The sequence below is a fragment of the Pseudomonas helleri genome, from assembly GCF_045830615.1.
Taxonomy (GTDB): Bacteria; Pseudomonadota; Gammaproteobacteria; order Pseudomonadales; family Pseudomonadaceae; genus Aquipseudomonas; species Aquipseudomonas helleri.
This window is the reverse complement of the sequence record NZ_CP174501.1, coordinates 1359543-1376169: the sequence shown is the minus strand read 5'-3', so window position 1 is coordinate 1376169 and position 16627 is coordinate 1359543. Positions and strand designations below refer to the sequence as shown.

Annotated in this window: 14 protein-coding genes; 2 read left to right on the top strand and 12 right to left on the bottom strand. The window is 58.3% G+C overall.

Annotated features, from left to right (window positions below; translation table 11 throughout):
* From ACJJU9_RS06350 to ppsA, 6 genes are all read right to left on the bottom strand, one after another.
* The gene (locus ACJJU9_RS06350) at positions 1 to 825 is read right to left on the bottom strand and encodes a mechanosensitive ion channel family protein (protein WP_048369832.1); all 825 of its coding nucleotides are present in this window, start codon (positions 823 to 825) and stop codon (positions 1 to 3) included.
* A gap of 2 nt (positions 826 to 827) precedes the next feature.
* Positions 828 to 1073: a hypothetical protein gene (locus ACJJU9_RS06345; protein WP_048369831.1), complete on the bottom strand. Its 246-nt coding sequence runs from the start codon at positions 1071 to 1073 to the stop codon at positions 828 to 830.
* Positions 1074 to 1138: 65 nt separating this feature from the next.
* Complete coding sequence (locus ACJJU9_RS06340) at positions 1139 to 2134, bottom strand: zinc transporter ZntB (RefSeq protein WP_407730274.1); 996 nt, start codon at positions 2132 to 2134, stop codon at positions 1139 to 1141.
* Positions 2135 to 2175: 41 nt separating this feature from the next.
* Positions 2176 to 2667, bottom strand: coding sequence for a ribonuclease E activity regulator RraA (rraA, locus tag ACJJU9_RS06335; RefSeq protein ID WP_048386837.1), 492 nt, complete (start codon positions 2665 to 2667; stop codon positions 2176 to 2178).
* Positions 2668 to 2887: 220 nt separating this feature from the next.
* Positions 2888 to 3841, bottom strand: coding sequence for an alpha/beta fold hydrolase (locus tag ACJJU9_RS06330; RefSeq protein ID WP_407730273.1), 954 nt, complete (start codon positions 3839 to 3841; stop codon positions 2888 to 2890).
* 102 nt (positions 3842 to 3943) lie between these two features.
* Positions 3944 to 6319: a phosphoenolpyruvate synthase gene (gene ppsA / locus ACJJU9_RS06325; RefSeq protein WP_153356635.1), complete on the bottom strand. Its 2376-nt coding sequence runs from the start codon at positions 6317 to 6319 to the stop codon at positions 3944 to 3946.
* Positions 6320 to 6497: 178 nt separating this feature from the next.
* On the opposite strand from ppsA, the gene ACJJU9_RS06320 reads away from it, so the two are divergent.
* Entirely contained in the window at positions 6498 to 7316 is an 819-nt protein-coding gene (locus ACJJU9_RS06320) for a pyruvate, water dikinase regulatory protein (protein WP_048386835.1), read from the top strand.
* Between the two features lie 90 nt (positions 7317 to 7406).
* Here ACJJU9_RS06320 and prpD read toward each other — a convergent pair whose 3' ends face one another.
* The 6 genes from prpD to ACJJU9_RS06290 all read right to left on the bottom strand — a co-directional run bounded on the left by prpD (position 7407) and on the right by ACJJU9_RS06290 (position 15804).
* Positions 7407 to 8891 (bottom strand): 2-methylcitrate dehydratase, encoded by a 1485-nt coding sequence (prpD, locus tag ACJJU9_RS06315; protein WP_407730272.1) that lies wholly within the window; start codon positions 8889 to 8891, stop codon positions 7407 to 7409.
* A 165-nt stretch (positions 8892 to 9056) separates the two neighbouring features.
* Positions 9057 to 10241 carry a 2-methylaconitate cis-trans isomerase PrpF gene (prpF, locus tag ACJJU9_RS06310; RefSeq protein WP_048369820.1) on the bottom strand — a complete coding sequence of 395 codons (1185 nt, stop codon included), beginning with the start codon at positions 10239 to 10241 and terminating at the stop codon, positions 9057 to 9059.
* A 102-nt stretch (positions 10242 to 10343) separates the two neighbouring features.
* The gene (acnD, locus tag ACJJU9_RS06305; RefSeq protein ID WP_407730271.1) at positions 10344 to 12935 is read right to left on the bottom strand and encodes a Fe/S-dependent 2-methylisocitrate dehydratase AcnD; all 2592 of its coding nucleotides are present in this window, start codon (positions 12933 to 12935) and stop codon (positions 10344 to 10346) included.
* 75 nt (positions 12936 to 13010) lie between these two features.
* Positions 13011 to 14138 (bottom strand): 2-methylcitrate synthase, encoded by a 1128-nt coding sequence (gene prpC, locus ACJJU9_RS06300; RefSeq protein ID WP_048369818.1) that lies wholly within the window; start codon positions 14136 to 14138, stop codon positions 13011 to 13013.
* A gap of 59 nt (positions 14139 to 14197) precedes the next feature.
* Positions 14198 to 15085 carry a methylisocitrate lyase gene (prpB, locus tag ACJJU9_RS06295; RefSeq protein ID WP_048369817.1) on the bottom strand — a complete coding sequence of 296 codons (888 nt, stop codon included), beginning with the start codon at positions 15083 to 15085 and terminating at the stop codon, positions 14198 to 14200.
* Positions 15082 to 15804 carry a GntR family transcriptional regulator gene (locus ACJJU9_RS06290; protein ID WP_123751888.1) on the bottom strand — a complete coding sequence of 241 codons (723 nt, stop codon included), beginning with the start codon at positions 15802 to 15804 and terminating at the stop codon, positions 15082 to 15084. Before ACJJU9_RS06290 ends, prpB begins: the two co-directional genes overlap by 4 nt.
* A gap of 281 nt (positions 15805 to 16085) precedes the next feature.
* On the opposite strand from ACJJU9_RS06290, the gene ACJJU9_RS06285 reads away from it, so the two are divergent.
* Complete coding sequence (locus tag ACJJU9_RS06285; RefSeq protein WP_048369813.1) at positions 16086 to 16622, top strand: ATP-dependent zinc protease; 537 nt, start codon at positions 16086 to 16088, stop codon at positions 16620 to 16622.
* Positions 16623 to 16627: the final 5 nt, after the last annotated feature.

Genomic DNA, 16627 nt, shown 5'->3' with positions numbered 1-16627 from the left:
TTAGCGGCTTGTCACGTGCTGCTCCAGCAAGATCCGATTGGAAATGGAGACTAGCTCACCTTCCTCGGTCAGCAACGTGGTTTTAACCGTGCCGATCTCTTCGATCTGCCCTTCGACCTCGCCAACTCGCACTTCTTGCCCAACTTGGTACAACTCACGCACATAGATCCCGGCCAAAATCTGACCGGCAATTTCACGACTTCCCAAGCCCATGGCCAAGGCCACAGCCAGACCAACGGTAATCAACACAATCACAATCACGTGGTTCAGCAGGTCGGTTTTGACCTCCAGCTGACTGATAGCCACGGAAATACTGATGATAATGACCAGCCCCTGAGCAACACGCCCCAGGCCGCTTGCATAATCAAACCCGACGCTCTCGGCCGCTCCCCGCACCAGGCCATTGAGCAACTGTGCAAGTAGCACACCCGCCAACAACACTAGCAAAGCTCCGAAAACCTTGGGCAAATAAACCGTAAAAATATCCAGTGCCGCAGAAACGCGGTCCAGCCCCAGCGATTGCGCCGCCGACACCAGAAACACCAGCAGGATGAACCAGTAAACAATTTTGCCAATGAGGATCGAGATCGGCACCTTGATGCCGATGCGAGCCAGAATCTTGGTCAGGCCGGTGCCGCCCATGAGGCGATCAAGGCCCAACTTTGCGAGCAACTTGGACAGCAGGGTATCGAGCAGTTTGGCAACCACGAAGCCCAGCAGTACGACAACCAGCGCCCCGAAAAGGTTCGGGATGAAGTTGGCAATTTTAGTCCACAGGGCAGTCATTGCCGTGACCAGGCTCTGAGTCCAGAGATCAAGTTCCATGTTCAATCAGCCTTATCAACAGGGCGAGCAGCAGGTTTGCGCCGCGAAACGGGCGCAATATGGGCCGAACCGCTATTCAATGCAATCGTCAGCGCTTGCATCCAGCGACCGGGCAGGCTGAATAGATCGCCCGCGCCTACCTGGCGATTGGCGGTTTTCAGCACTCGCCCTAAACACGCATCATCGTCACGGCTGGATGACGGCGTTTTGAGCATTTCACGTAGCGACTGTTCAAACGGATCGTGCATATGCACCTCTCGGTATCTCAGTGAAAGACGCAAGCCACTTTAATCGGGTCACATTCCGCGCCCATTCAAAGCCACTGCAAACGTCGATAAAACCACCACTGCACGACGGCAATCACCACCATCAGGCTGCAAACCACGGGAAAACCCCAGGGATTATTAGAGAACGGCACACCGCCCACATTGATCCCGAGCAAGCCCGTGAGAAATGTAATCGGTAAAAAGATCCCGGTGATCACCCCGAAGCGGTACATGATGCGGCTCATGCGCTCGCTCATGCGCCGGTCTACGGCCTCAAGCACCAGCCCCACGCGCTCTCGCGTGAGTTCGAGCTCTTCCAGGTAACGCGTCAGGCTGTTGTTGAGCTCGTTCCAGTAATCGAGCACATCACTGCTGAACCACGGGATTTTTGTTCGCGCGAGTTGCCCGAAAATATCCCGTTGCGGTGCCAGAAAACGACGCAAACCGGCGGCTCTTCGGCGGATCGGCAAAATAGCACCGTGTTCCGGCGTATACCGTTCGTCGGCATCTATCTTATCTTCTTCGTCATCGACGATTTCGGACAGGTCGCCGATCAAGTCCTGGACCTTCAGCGTCAGGTTTTGAGCCAGGTACAAGATCAATTCGGCGGGATCTTTCGGGCCATCGCCTTGCTCAAAATCACTGAGCATTTCATCAATGGCACGCAACCTTCGCAAACGCAGTGAGATAACCCGCTGCGAGCTGCCGAAGATGCGCAGCGAAACCATGTCTTCCGGCTCAGCACCCGGATTGAGGTTAACCCCGCGCAAAAACAGCAACAGTTCGCTGTTGGGCAAGGTCAACAGACGGGGACGGGTGTTTTCTTCGAGCAGCAAATCACAACTGAAATCGCTCAAACCACTGGAACCGCGCAACCAGGTCTGGGCTTGCGGGTGACTGCGATCCCAGTGCAACCAAAGACTTTCATGACTTTGCAGTTCCAGCGTGTCCAGCTCAGTACGCGGGATATGGCGAGCACCGCCCTTACCGTCCAGCACCAGGGCGTACACCAGCCCCCACTGTGCGTTGTCTTCCTCTTGCATCCGTGGTCCTTGTGATTAGAGCGGTGAGCTTTTGCCCTGAATCATGTCGGCATTTTCAGAGCTGAAGGCGAAATAATAACGCCATTGTTATCGGCATAAATGAATTCTCCGGGACGGAACGTGACACCCGCAAAGGTCACCGCCACGTTCAAATCGCCAATGCCGCGCTTGTCAGTCTTCATCGGGTGGCTCGCCAGCGCCTGAACGCCCAGGTTTGTTTGCGCAATCACGTCGACGTCACGGATGCAGCCGTAAATCACCAAACCTTCCCAGCCATTTTTAGCGGCCTTTTCAGCCAGCATGTCGCCCAGCAACGCCCGGCGCAGGGAACCGCCGCCATCCACCACCAGCACTTTGCCATGCCCCTTGAGTTCAACCTGCTCTTTGACCAGCGAGTTGTCTTCAAAGCACTTGATGGTCACGATCTCACCACCAAAGGAATCACGCCCGCCAAAGTTGCTGAACATGGGGTCCAGCACTTGCACCAGCTCTGGATAGGCATCGCACAAGTCGGGGGTAAGGTAGTGATTCATGAACTAGCTCCTGTTAAAGGTGGGCGCAGCAAAATGAAAAACGGCAGCACTACTGTTATAGACGTTCTGACGAGCGCTGGCGTTAAACATGCCGCGCACTCGCCAATGAGAACTCATTAGCTAACCGGCCACAAAATATGACCAGAAACACCACAAGCGTCATATAGTAGCCGCAACCACTACCCGCCGAAACCCCCTCCCCCTTGCCGAGCGGTTTCAATCAACGCATCTCAGCGTGGGTCAGCCAGTTCAGCACCCGCGGCCACACCTCTTGCTGAGCCGCCGGGCTCACCAGCATGTCGACATGATTAAAGTCAGAGCTGAACCCCTGCTCGCGTCCCAGGCACACAAACTGGCGCTGCGCGGCGCCCAGTTGGTCATACAGTTTGCGGCAAGCCCACTCCGGTGTTTGTCGGTCGCCCGCCGCGGCAACCACCAGCACCGGCAGTTCAACCTGTGCCAAGCCGGCCCACCAATCGCGATCCGCGTCTTTGAAACGGCCCATAAAGCCATTCCAGCGCAGGGTTTCGAGTGCGATGCTGACCGGTTCATCTTCAGGGCCACGTTTGAGACGGGTGCCTGACAACTGCGCAAATCGCTTCAACAACAGGTAAGCGCCCCACTGCACCGGCGGGATTTTCAGCGACCAGTAGCGGCGATTGATCTGACAGCCAAAAAACGCCGCCGAGGCCACGTCTGCCGCCTGCAGATACTCACCGCCCAAGGCCGCTGCCAGGCTGATAGCGCCTTGGGAATGGCCGATCCAATGCGGCGTTTGCCCGCTTTGCTCACGCACAAACGCACCAATGGCTGGCAAATCGTAGCGGGCGTAATCCGCCACCCGATTTTTGGCCCAGTGAATATTGCGCGACGACAAGCCATGGCCACGCATTTCAGGCAGCCACACATCAAAGCCGGCCCGAGCCAAAAAGGCCCCCAGCCCGACACCTTTGGGCGAATACCAGAAGCGACGATTGGAAAAACTGCCGTGCAACAAAATGACCGGCACACCCCGCACCTGGCCCGCATCGGCCATGCCCAGACGGGTCACCACCAACTCCACGGAAATATCCGGGCTGTTGGCGGGCTTCAAGCGATAAACGTCTTCGCTCAGATCACCCCGACGCTCAGCGCTGATCAGGGCAACGGGAAATAAATGGCTGCTGCTTTGCATAATGCTCTTGCACAAAAAAGGGCGAATCCGAACACGAACTCGCCCTAACACGTATAGAGAGCAAGGCAACCCATGGGTTGCCCTGCCCCTTCTCTCAACGACTCAAGCTTGCGCTTGGCCTTCAGCCAGGAAGAACCAGGTTTCCAGTACGGTGTCCGGGTTCAACGACACACTTTCAATGCCTTGCTCCATCAGCCACAGCGCCAGATCCGGGTGATCGGATGGGCCCTGACCGCAAATACCGATGTATTTGCCAGCCTTGTTGCACGCCTGAATAGCGTTGGACAGCAGCTTTTTAACGGCCGGGTTACGCTCGTCAAACAAGTGAGCGATCACGCCGGAGTCACGGTCCAGGCCCAGGGTCAACTGAGTCAGGTCGTTGGAGCCGATCGAGAAGCCGTCGAAGAATTCAAGGAACTCTTCAGCCAGAATCGCGTTGGATGGCAGCTCGCACATCATGATGATGCGCAGGCCGTTTTCGCCACGCTTGAGGCCGTTTTCGGCCAGCAAGTCGATCACCTGGCTCGCTTCGCCCAGGGTACGTACGAACGGCACCATGATTTCGACGTTGGTAAAGCCCATGTCGTTGCGCACGCGCTTGAGGGCACGGCACTCGAGCTCGAAGCAATCGCGGAAGTTTTCGCTGATGTAACGCGAAGCACCACGGAAGCCCAGCATCGGGTTTTCTTCTTCCGGCTCGTACAGCTTGCCGCCGATCAGGTTGGCGTATTCATTGGACTTGAAGTCCGACAGACGCACGATCACTTTTTTCGGGGTAAACGCGCCAGCCAGGGTGCTGATGCCTTCAACCAGTTTGTCGACGTAGAAATCAACCGGATCGCTGTAACCCGCGATGCGTTTGTCGACGCTGTCTTTGATTTCTTGCGGCAAACCGTCGTAGTTCAGCAGTGCCTTTGGGTGCACGCCGATCATACGGTTGATGATGAACTCCAGACGGGCCAGGCCCACACCGGCGTTCGGCAGTTGTGCGAAGTCAAACGCACGGTCCGGGTTACCCACGTTCATCATGATTTTGAACGGCAATTCCGGCATGGCATCGACGGAGTTTTTCTTGATATCGAAGCCCAGTTCACCTTCAAAGATGAAACCGGTATCGCCTTCAGCACACGAAACCGTCACGCCCTGACCATCTTTGAGCAACTGAGTGGCGTTGCCGCAACCGACGACCGCCGGGATACCCAGCTCACGCGCGATGATCGCGGCGTGGCAGGTGCGGCCACCACGGTTGGTAACGATAGCGCTGGCGCGCTTCATGACCGGCTCCCAGTCCGGGTCAGTCATGTCCGACACCAACACGTCGCCCGGTTGGACTTTGTCCATCTCGGAGACGTCTTTAATGATGCGTACCTTGCCCGCGCCGATGCGCTGGCCAATGGCGCGACCTTCAACCAGCACAGTACCGGTTTCTTTGAGCAGGTAACGCTCCATCACGTTGGCCTGGGTGCGGCTCTTCACGGTTTCAGGGCGGGCCTGAACAATGTAAAGCTTGCCGTCGTCGCCATCTTTGGCCCATTCGATGTCCATCGGGCACTTGTAGTGCTTCTCGATGATCATCGCTTGCTTGGCCAGTTCGTTGATTTCAGCGTCAGTCAGGCAGAAACGCTCGCGGTCCGCCTTCTCTACGTCGATGACCTTGACCGATTTACCGGCCTTGGCTTCGTCGCCGTAGATCATTTTGATCGCTTTGCTACCCAGGTTGCGGCGCAGGATCGCAGGTCGACCGGCTTCCAGGGTTGGCTTGTGAACGTAGAATTCGTCCGGGTTGACCGCGCCTTGTACGACGGTTTCGCCCAGGCCGTAGGCGCCGGTGATGAACACCACATCACGGAAGCCCGACTCGGTGTCCAGGGTGAACATCACGCCTGCAGTGCCGGTTTCGGAACGCACCATGCGCTGTACGCCAGCCGACAGGGCCACCAGCTTGTGGTCAAACCCTTGGTGCACGCGGTAAGAAATCGCACGGTCGTTGAACAGGGAAGCGAACACTTCCTTGGCCGCACGAATCACGTTTTCAACGCCACGGATGTTCAGGAAGGTTTCTTGCTGACCGGCAAAGGAGGCGTCCGGCAAGTCTTCGGCGGTGGCCGAAGAACGTACGGCAACGGCCATGTCCGGGTTGCCTTGCGAGAGGGTCGCAAACGCAGCACGGATTTCAGCGTTGAGTTTCTCAGGGAACTCGGCTTCCATGATCCATTGACGGATCTGGGCGCCGGTCTTGGCCAGGGCGTTGACGTCATCAACATCCAGCGCGTCCAACGCTGCATGGATCTGATCGTTCAAGCCGCTCAGCTCAAGAAAATCACGGTATGCCTGGGAAGTCGTCGCAAAACCACCGGGAACCGATACACCAGCGCCTGCAAGGTTGCTGATCATCTCGCCGAGGGATGCGTTCTTGCCCCCCACATGCTCCACATCATGGACGCCGAGCTTATCGAGGGAAACTACGTACTCTACCAAGGTGATCTCTCCACTAACTGTGTTGGAAAAGCTCAGGGTGCCGGACACTCCGTCTATGGAGTCTCTCGGCGATTGTGGCCTGGACCTGGAAAATAAGTGACACTGCCTGCCATTGCGGGCGACAAAATCGCGCCTATCATATCCAAGAAACGTCACCAGCTTAAGGCCCAAGGCGCAAATGAAACGATCTGCTTTCTTTATATCCGACGGCACCGGCATCACAGCCGAAACCCTCGGCCAGAGTTTGTTGGCGCAATTCGAAAACGTGACCTTCAGCAAATTCACACGCCCTTATATAGATAGCGTGGAAAAAGCGCGGGCAATGGTACAACAAATCGACAACGCCGCCGAAAAAGACGGTGTTCGCCCGATAATCTTCGACACTATCGTCAATCAGGATATTCGCGAAGTCCTCGCCACCGCCAATGGCTTCATGATCGACATTTTCTCCAGTTTCCTGGCGCCTCTGGAGCAGGAACTGGCGGAACATTCCTCCTATTCAGTGGGTAAATCCCACTCAATTGGCCATAACTCCAACTATATGGAGCGTATCGAGGCGGTGAACTTTGCCCTCGACAACGACGACGGCGCGCGCACACACAAATACGACAAGGCCGACCTGATTCTGGTGGGCGTGTCACGTTGCGGCAAAACCCCGACCTGCCTGTACATGGCCATGCAATTCGGCATTCGCGCGGCCAACTACCCGTTGACCGAAGATGACATGGAAAGCCTGAAGCTGCCCGCGGCCTTGCGCGCGCACAAGCACAAACTGTTCGGCCTGACCATCGACCCGGATCGCCTCACCGCCATTCGCAACGAGCGCAAGCCCAACAGCCGCTACTCCAGCTACGCCCAGTGCGAATTTGAAGTGCGCGAAGTCGAAAGCCTGTTCCAGCGCGAAAACATCCCGCACATCAACTCCACCCATTTCTCGGTAGAAGAAATCTCGGCCAAGATTCTGGTCGAAAAAGGCGTGGAACGACGTTTTAAATAACCCCACCGCCTTGTAGGAGCGAGCTTGCCTCGCGATCTTTTAAACCATCCAAAGATCGCGAGACAAGCTCGCTCCTACAGGGGATTGGGTTTAAATCACCAGCAAATCAACAAACGCATGAACCGGCGTCGCTTCAAGCTTTGCCTGGTCTTTGCACAGTTCAAAAATCTGCTTGCAGCGTTGGCCGACAAAGCGCGTGGCCAGGTTGGCCTTGAACTTGTCTTCCAGCAACGGAATGCCCTCAGCCCGGCGCCGACGATGGCCGATCGGGTACTCCACCACCACCTGCTCCGTGTGGGAGCCGTCCTTGAAAAACACCTGAATGGCGTTGGCAATCGAACGTTTGTCGGCCTCCAGGTATTCACGGGTGTAGCGCGGCTCTTCGACAATGACCATCTTCTCGCGTAGCTCATCAATGATCGGATGCGCGGCGTGGAAGTCGTCTTCGTACTGTTCCGCCACCAGGTTGCCAAATGCCAGCGGCACGGCGGTCATGTATTGAATGCAGTGATCTCGATCCGCCGCATTGGCCAGTTGGCCTTGCTTGGAAATGATCCGGATCGCGGATTCATGGGTGGTAATCACGATTTTGTCGATCTCATGCAGGCGATCTTTCACCTGCGGGTGCAAGGTCACGGCCGCTTCGCACGCCGTTTGCGCATGGAACTCAGCCGGAAAACTGATCTTGAACAGCACGTTTTCCATCACATAGGTGCCATAGGGCTGTGACAGGCTGAATTGGCGCTGCCCTTCAGGCTTAAGCGCCAGGTCCTTGTTGGTGTGGCTGAACAGCACGTCGTAAAAGCCCCACTGCGGCGCCGTCAGCACGCCCGGAATGCCCATTTCACCGCGCAGCGCGATATCCGCCAGGCGTACGCCGCGGCTCGACGCATCCCCCGCCGCCCACGACTTGCGCGAGCCGGCGTTGGGCGCATGGCGGTAGGTACGCAAGGCCTGACCATCGACAAACGCATGGGACAACGCCGCCAGCAACTGCTCGCGGTCAGCGCCCATCAGCTTGGCACAGACCGCCGTCGATGCGACTTTCACCAGCAGCACATGGTCAAGGCCGACGCGATTGAAGGAGTTTTCCAGAGCCATCACGCCTTGAATCTCATGCGCCATGATCATCGCCTCCAGCACCGCACGCACGGTCAACGGCGCTTCGCCATTGGCCACACGCTTTTGCGAGAGGTGGTCGGCCACTGCCAGAATCCCGCCCAGGTTATCCGAAGGATGCCCCCACTCCGCTGCCAGCCAGGTGTCGTTGTAATCCAGCCAACGGACGATACAGCCGATGTCCCACGCAGCCTTGACCGGATCAAGGCGATACGACGTACCGGGCACACGGGCGCCAAACGGCACCACCGTGCCTTCGACAATCGGGCCCAGGTGTTTGGTGCATTCCGGAAAACGTAACGCCAGCAGGCCGCAGCCCAAGGTGTCCATCAGGCAGTTACGGGCGGTGTTCAGGGCTTCTGGGGAAGTGATGCGGTAAGTCAGGACGTAATCGGCAATGTCCTGCAAAACCTTGTCATAGTCGGGACGGTTGTTGAGGTCGACGTTGGCGCTCATGTGGAGTGACTCCAAGTGGGTGAATGAGTGTCGTGTTCCATCCTCAAGGTCAGGCTGGCAGGTCTGAATGCCCGCTCTACATACCAGTTGTAGGAGCGAGCTTGCCTCGCGATCTGCTGGGTAGTTAAGAGATCGCGAGACAAGCTCGCTCCTACAGATTTTTTTTCAAATCGGGGGCACCCGCACCCAACCTTCCATCAAGACCCGCGCGCTGCGGCTCATGATGGCTTTGGTCACGGTCCATTCGCCGTCAACCTGCTGCGCTTGTGCGCCCACCCGCAAGGTGCCCGACGGGTGGCCGAAGCGCACGGCGCTGCGCAATTCACCACCCGCGGCCAGGTTGACCAGGGTGCCCGGAATGGCGGCTGCCGTGCCAATCGCTACCGCAGCAGTGCCCATCATGGCGTGGTGCAGTTTGCCCATCGATAAGGCACGCACCAGCAAATCAATGCTGTTCGCGCTCACCGGCTTACCGCTGGACGACAAGTAATCCGCAGGCTTGGCCACAAACGCCACTTTGGGGGTGTGCTGGCGCTTGGCGGCATCGTCGAGGTTGTCGATCAGGCCCATGCGCAACGCACCGTGGGCACGAATGGTTTCGAACAGCGCCAGCGCTTTCGCATCCGCGTTGATGTCGTTCTGCAGTTCCGTGCCGGTGTAACCGATGTCGTGCGCATTGACGAAGATGGTCGGGATGCCGGCATTGATCATCGTGACTTTAAGGGTGCCGACGCCCGGCACTTCCAGGTCGTCCACCAGGTTGCCGGTGGGGAACATCGAACCACCCGCACCCTCTTCTTCTGCCGCCGGATTGAGGAACTCAAGCTGAACCTCTGCCGCCGGAAAGGTCACGCCATCCAGTTCAAAGTCGCCGGTTTCCTGGACCGCGCCGTCAGTGATCGGCACGTGGGCAATAATGGTTTTGCTGATGTTGGCTTGCCAGATGCGCACCACCGCCGTGCCGTTGCGCGGAATACGGCTCGGGTCGACCAGGCCGCTGCTGATGGCGAACGAACCGACCGCCGCAGACAGGTTGCCGCAGTTGCCGCTCCAGTCGACAAAAGGCTTGTCGATCGACACCTGACCAAACAAATAGTCGACGTCATGGTCAGCGTGCAGACTTTTGCTGACGATCACGGTTTTGCTGGTGCTGGACGTGGCGGCGCCCATGCCGTCGATTTGTTTCTCATACGGGTCCGGGCTGCCGATCACCCGCAGCAGCAACGCATCACGAGCCGCTCCCGGCACCTGAGCCACGTCAGGCAAGTCGAGCAGGCTGAAAAACACCCCTTTACTGGTACCGCCCCGCATATACGTCGCCGGGATTTTGATTTGCGCTGCAAAAGCCATGAATAGAATCCTGTCATGTCCTCTGTAGGAGCGAGCTCGCCTCGCGATCTTTTTAAAAGATCAAAAGATCGCGAGGCGAGCTCGCTCCTACGGGATGTGTGGTTAAGCGGTTGCCGACTCCAGGAAATCCTGGGCAAAGCGCTGCAACACGCCGCCCGCTTCGTAGATCGACACTTCTTCAGCCGTGTCCAGGCGGCAGGTCACCGGCACCTCGACACGCTCGCCATTTTTACGGGTAATCACCAGCGTCAGCGTGGCACGCGGGGTGCGCTCGCCAATCACGTCGTAGGTTTCACTGCCGTCGATCTGCAAGGTTTTGCGGTTGGTACCCGGCATAAACTCCAGCGGCAACACGCCCATGCCCACCAGGTTGGTGCGGTGAATGCGCTCAAACCCTTCGGCGGCAATCGCCTCCACACCCGCCAGCCGTACGCCCTTGGCTGCCCAGTCACGGGACGAACCCTGACCATAGTCAGCACCGGCAATAATGATCAGCGGCTGCTTGCGGTCCATGTAGGTTTCAATCGCTTCCCACATGCGCATCACCTGGCCTTCCGGCTCGAGGCGGGTCAATGAACCCTGCTTGACCTTGCCGTCCTCGATCACCATTTCGTTGAACAGTTTCGGGTTGGCAAAGGTCGCGCGCTGGGCGGTCAGGTGGTCGCCACGGTGGGTGGCATAGGAGTTGAAGTCGACTTCAGGCAAGCCCATTTTCGCCAGGTATTCACCGGCGGCACTGTCGAGCATGATCGCGTTGGACGGCGACAAATGGTCGGTGGTGATGTTGTCCGGCAGCACGGCCAACGGGCGCATGCCCTTGAGCGGACGTGCACCGGCCAGCGCCCCTTCCCAGTACGGCGGGCGGCGGATATAGGTGCTTTGCGGGCGCCAGTCGTACAGCGGCTCGACTTTCGGGCCGGTGTCTTCGTGAATGGCGAACATCGGAATGTACACCTGGCGGAACTGCTCCGGTTTCACCGAGGCCTTGACCACTGCGTCGATTTCTTCGTCCGTCGGCCAGATATCTTTCAGGCGAATTTCATTGCCCTGAGCGTCCAGGCCCAAGACGTCTTTTTCGATGTCAAAACGAATGGTCCCGGCAATCGCATAAGCCACCACCAGCGGCGGCGAGGCCAGAAACGCCTGCTTGGCGTACGGGTGAATACGCCCGTCAAAGTTACGGTTCCCGGACAGCACGGCCGTGGCGTAGAGGTCACGGTCGATGATTTCTTGCTGAATCACCGGGTCCAGCGCCCCGGACATGCCATTGCACGTGGTGCAGGCAAACGCCACAACGCCAAAGCCCAGTTGCTCCAGCTCGTCAGTCAGGCCCGCTTCATCCAGGTACAGCGCCACGGTTTTCGAGCCCGGCGCCAGCGACGATTTAACCCACGGTTTGCGGGTCAGCCCCAATTTGTTGGCGTTGCGGGCCAGCAAACCGGCGGCAATCACGTTGCGCGGGTTGCTGGTGTTGGTGCAACTGGTGATCGCAGCGATGATCACCGCGCCATCGGGCATTTGCCCCGGCACTTCATCCCACTGCCCGGCGATGCCTTTGCTCGCCAGATCGCTGGTGGCCACCCGCGCATGCGGGTTACTTGGGCCGGCCATGTTGCGCACCACCGACGACAGGTCAAAGCTCAGGTTGCGCTCGTACTGCGCGCCCTTGAGGCTATCGACCCACAGGCCGTTGACCTTGGCGTAGTGCTCCACCAACTGCACTTGCTGGTCTTCGCGGCCAGTCAGTTTGAGGTAATCGATGGTTTGCTGGTCGATGTAGAACATCGCCGCCGTGGCGCCGTATTCCGGGGCCATGTTGGAAATAGTCGCGCGGTCGCCCAGGGTCAGCGCCGCAGCGCCTTCGCCATAGAACTCCAGCCAGGCGCCGACCACTTTTTGCTTACGCAGGAACTCGGTCAGCGCCAGCACCATGTCGGTGGCGGTGATGCCCGGTTGCAGCTTGCCGGTCAGCTCAACGCCGACGATTTCTGGCAGGCGCATCCACGAGGCTCGACCGAGCATCACGCTTTCGGCTTCGAGGCCGCCGACGCCGATGGCGACTACGCCCAGCGAGTCGACGTGCGGGGTGTGGCTGTCGGTGCCGACGCAGGTGTCGGGGAAGGCTACGCCGTCACGCACCTGAATCACCGGAGACATTTTCTCCAGGTTGATTTGGTGCATGATGCCGTTGCCCGGCGGGATCACGTCGACGTTTTTAAAGGCTTTTTTGGTCCACTCGATAAAGTGGAAGCGGTCTTCGTTGCGGCGGTCTTCGATGGCGCGGTTCTTTTCAAACGCCTCGGGGTCATAACCGCCACATTCTACGGCCAGCGAGTGGTCGACAATCAGTTGGGTCGGCACCACCGGGTTGACTTGCGCCGGGTCGCCGCCCTGTTGGGCGATGGCATCACGCAGGCCTGCGAGGTCAACCAGAGCGGTTTGGCCAAGGATGTCATGGCACACCACACGCGCCGGGAACCACGGAAAATCGAGGTCGCGCTTGCGCTCGATCAACTGGCTCAGGGAGGCATTTAACGTGGCCGGATCGCAACGCCGCACCAGGTTTTCGGCCAGCACGCGCGCGGTATAAGGCAGTGTGTCGTAGGCACCGGGGGTGATCGCATCGACCGCCGCACGGGTGTCGAAGTAATCCAGCCGGGTGCCCGGCAGCGTTTTACGAAATTCAGTATTCATGGTGCGGGACTCGATCACGGTTAGGTCAGAGGGCGAGCGGCCGCGCCGGTAAAGGGGCGGCCACTGCCCTGCTTGTCAGCGACGCTCGATTGGCACGAACTTGCGCTGTTCAACGCCGATGTACTCGGCGCTTGGACGGATGATGCGGTTGTTGGCGCGCTGTTCGAACACGTGTGCAGCCCAGCCGGTCAGGCGCGAGCAGACAAAGATCGGGGTGAACAGCTTGGTCGGGATGCCCATGAAGTGGTACGCCGAGGCATGGTAGAAGTCGGCGTTGGGGAACAGTTTCTTTTGCTCCCACATGGTTTTGTCGATGGCTTCGGACACCGGGAACAGCACGGTGTCGCCCACTTCTTCAGCCAGCTTTTTCGACCAGCCCTTGATCACCTCGTTACGCGGGTCGCTGTCTTTGTAGATCGCGTGACCAAAGCCCATGATCTTGTCTTTGCGCGCCAGCATGCCGAGGGTGCCCTCGACGGCGTCTTCAGCCGAGGCAAAGCGCTCGATCATTTCCATCGCCGCTTCGTTGGCACCGCCGTGCAACGGGCCGCGCAGCGAGCCGATGGCCGCAGTGATGCACGAATACAGATCGGACAGCGTCGATGCACAGACACGGGCGGTGAAGGTTGAGGCGTTGAACTCGTGTTCTGCATAGAGGATCAGCGACACGTTCATCACTTTGACGTGCAACTCGCTCGGCTTTTTGCCGTGCAGCAGGTGCAGGAAGTGACCGCCAATCGACGCTTCATCGCTCACGCACTCGATGCGCTTGGCGTCGTGGCTGAAGCGGTACCAGTAGCACATGATCGCCGGGAAGGCGGCCAGCAGGCGGTTGGTCTTGTCCAGTTGCTCGGAGAAGTCTTTCTCCGGCTCCAGATTGCCCAGGAACGAGCAACCGGTGCGCATCACGTCCATCGGGTGGGCGTCTGCGGGGATGCGTTCCAGCACTTCTTTCAAGGCTTGCGGCAAGTCGCGCAGGGTTTTCAGCTTGGCGGTGTAGTCAGCCAGTTGGGTTTTAGTCGGCAGTTCGCCGTACAGCAGCAGGTAAGCCACTTCTTCGAACTGGGCATCGGCTGCCAGTTCACGCACGTCATAACCCCGATAAGTGAGGCCGGCGCCTTCCTGACCGACCGTCGACAGGGCTGTTTGCCCGGCCACCTGGCCCCGTAATCCGGCACCGCTCAATACTTTTGCTTCGGCCATTGCGCTCTCCAATCTTGAATTTGTTAGGGATTCGGCAAGTCTTTGTACATACCTCTGTGTTATTTCTTCGCAGCAAACAGCGCGTCGAGCTTCTGCTCAAATTCGTGGTAGTTGATGGCGTCGTACAGCTCCATGCGGGTTTGCATGGTGTCGATCACATTTTGCTGGGTGCCGTCGCGGCGGATGGCGCCGTACACGTTCTCTGCCGCCTTGTTCATCGCCCGGAACGCCGACAGCGGGTACAGCACCAGCGATACATCAACGCTAGCCAATTGCTCGGTGGTGTACAGCGGCGTTGCGCCGAACTCGGTGATGTTGGCCAGAATCGGCGCCTTGACCCGGTCGGCAAACAGTTTGTACATCTCAAGCTCGGTGATGGCTTCCGGGAAGACCATGTCGGCACCGGCTTCAACGCATGCCGCCGCACGCTCAAGCGCCGACTCCAGACCTTCGACCGCCAGCGCATCGGTGCGCGCCATGATCACGAAGCTGTCATCGGTGCGCGCATCCACCGCGGCTTTAATACGGTCGATCATTTCTTGCTGCGAAACGATCTCTTTGTTTGGGCGATGACCGCAACGCTTGGCGCCGACCTGATCTTCGATGTGAATGGCCGCAGCGCCAAACTTGATCATCGACTTGACCGTGCGCGAAACGTTGAAGAACGACGAGCCAAAGCCCGTGTCCACGTCTACCAGCAGCGGCAGGTCACACACGTCAGTGATACGGCGCACGTCGGTCAGCACGTCGTCCAGACCGGTAATGCCCAAGTCAGGCACGCCCAGCGAACCCGCAGCGACACCGCCACCCGACAGGTAAATCGCCTTGAAACCGGCACGTTTGGCCAGCAGTGCGTGGTTGGCGTTGATCGCACCGACGACTTGCAACGGGTGTTCGCTGGCGACTGCATCACGGAAACGCTGGCCTGGACTGTTTTTATTGCTCATGACTCACCTCGTGGAGTGGCTGTCTGCTGGGCGCTGTCTTGGTAGTGACGCGCGATATTGCGTTTGGAAGCGCCGATGTGGCGGCGCATCAACAACTCGGCCAGTTCGCCGTCGCGATCGGCAATGGCATCGAGAATCCGGTGGTGCTCGGCAAACGCCTGGTGCGGGCGGTTGGGGGTGGCGGAAAACTGGATGCGGTACATGCGCACCAATTGATACAACTCACCGCACAGCATCTGGGTCAGCGTGCGATTGCCGCTGCCTTGAATAATCTTGTAATGAAAATCAAAGTCGCCTTCTTGCTGGTAGTACCCGACACCCGCCTGAAACGCCTCATCGCGCTCATGGGTTTCGAGCACCTGGCGCAACTCGGCGATGTCTTCATCGCTCATGCGCTCGGCCGCCAAACGGCAGGCCATGCCTTCAAGGGACTCGCGAATTTCGTAGAGCTCGATCAGCTCGGCATGGCTCAACGAGACCACGCGGGCGCCGACATGCGGGACGCGCACCAGCAAACGCTGGCCTTCAAGCCGATGAATCGCCTCACGCAAGGGGCCGCGGCTGATGCCGTAGGTGCGCGCCAGTTCAGGTTCGGAGATCTTGCTGCCCGGGGCGATTTCGCCTTTGACAATGGCCGCCTGAATGCGTCGAAAGACGTTCTCGGACAAGGTTTCCGAGTCATCCTGGGCAACCAGGGACGGCTCCAGTGCTTGCTGCATATTGTCGACACCTTCGAAATCAATAGCGCCAAAACTAGCCATTTAAGCGCTATCAGTCAAAGGATAAATATGGATTGTCGACAATCGTCGAATAAGACCTTGGTGTAATCGACATCACTAACCGCCCGCGCAGACGGCGCGAACGCTGGCGCCATAAAACCATCATGTTAGAATGCCCGCCGCATCCGCCCTGCCCCTTTCCATCGGGCAGCCGCACGAGGAAACTTGCATCTTTGCCAGTCGCCTTGAACTGAAGATTGCAAGAGATCACGCCTCAATTTATGAAATTCATCACCCTCTTCACCTTTCTATGTCTGCTGTCGCTGCCGGGCCTGAGCCTTGGCGGCGAAAAAACCGTGTACGGCCTGAATGAATACGCCGAACTGGCAGGCATAGACCTGCTGGTTGCAGCCAAACTCGACACCGGCGCCAAAACCGCCTCGCTGAGTGCCCGCGACATCAAACGTTTTAAACGTGATGGTGAAAGCTGGGTGCGCTTTTACCTGGCCATCGACGACGCCCACAGCCACCCCATCGAACGCCCGCTGGCCCGCGTGAGCAAGATCAAACGCCGCTCCGGTGACTACGATCCGCAGGCCGACAAGAACTACACCTCACGCCCGGTCATCAGCCTGGAAATTTGTATGGGCAAGGCTTTACGCACCATCGAAGTGAACTTGACCGACCGAAGTGCGTTCCAATACCCGCTGTTGATTGGCTCCGAAGCGCTTAAACGCTTTGATGCGCTGGTCGACCCCAGTCTTAAATACGCCGCTGGCAAACCTGCCTGCGTCGCTAACGCTCAAATCGCAGAGTAATTGAA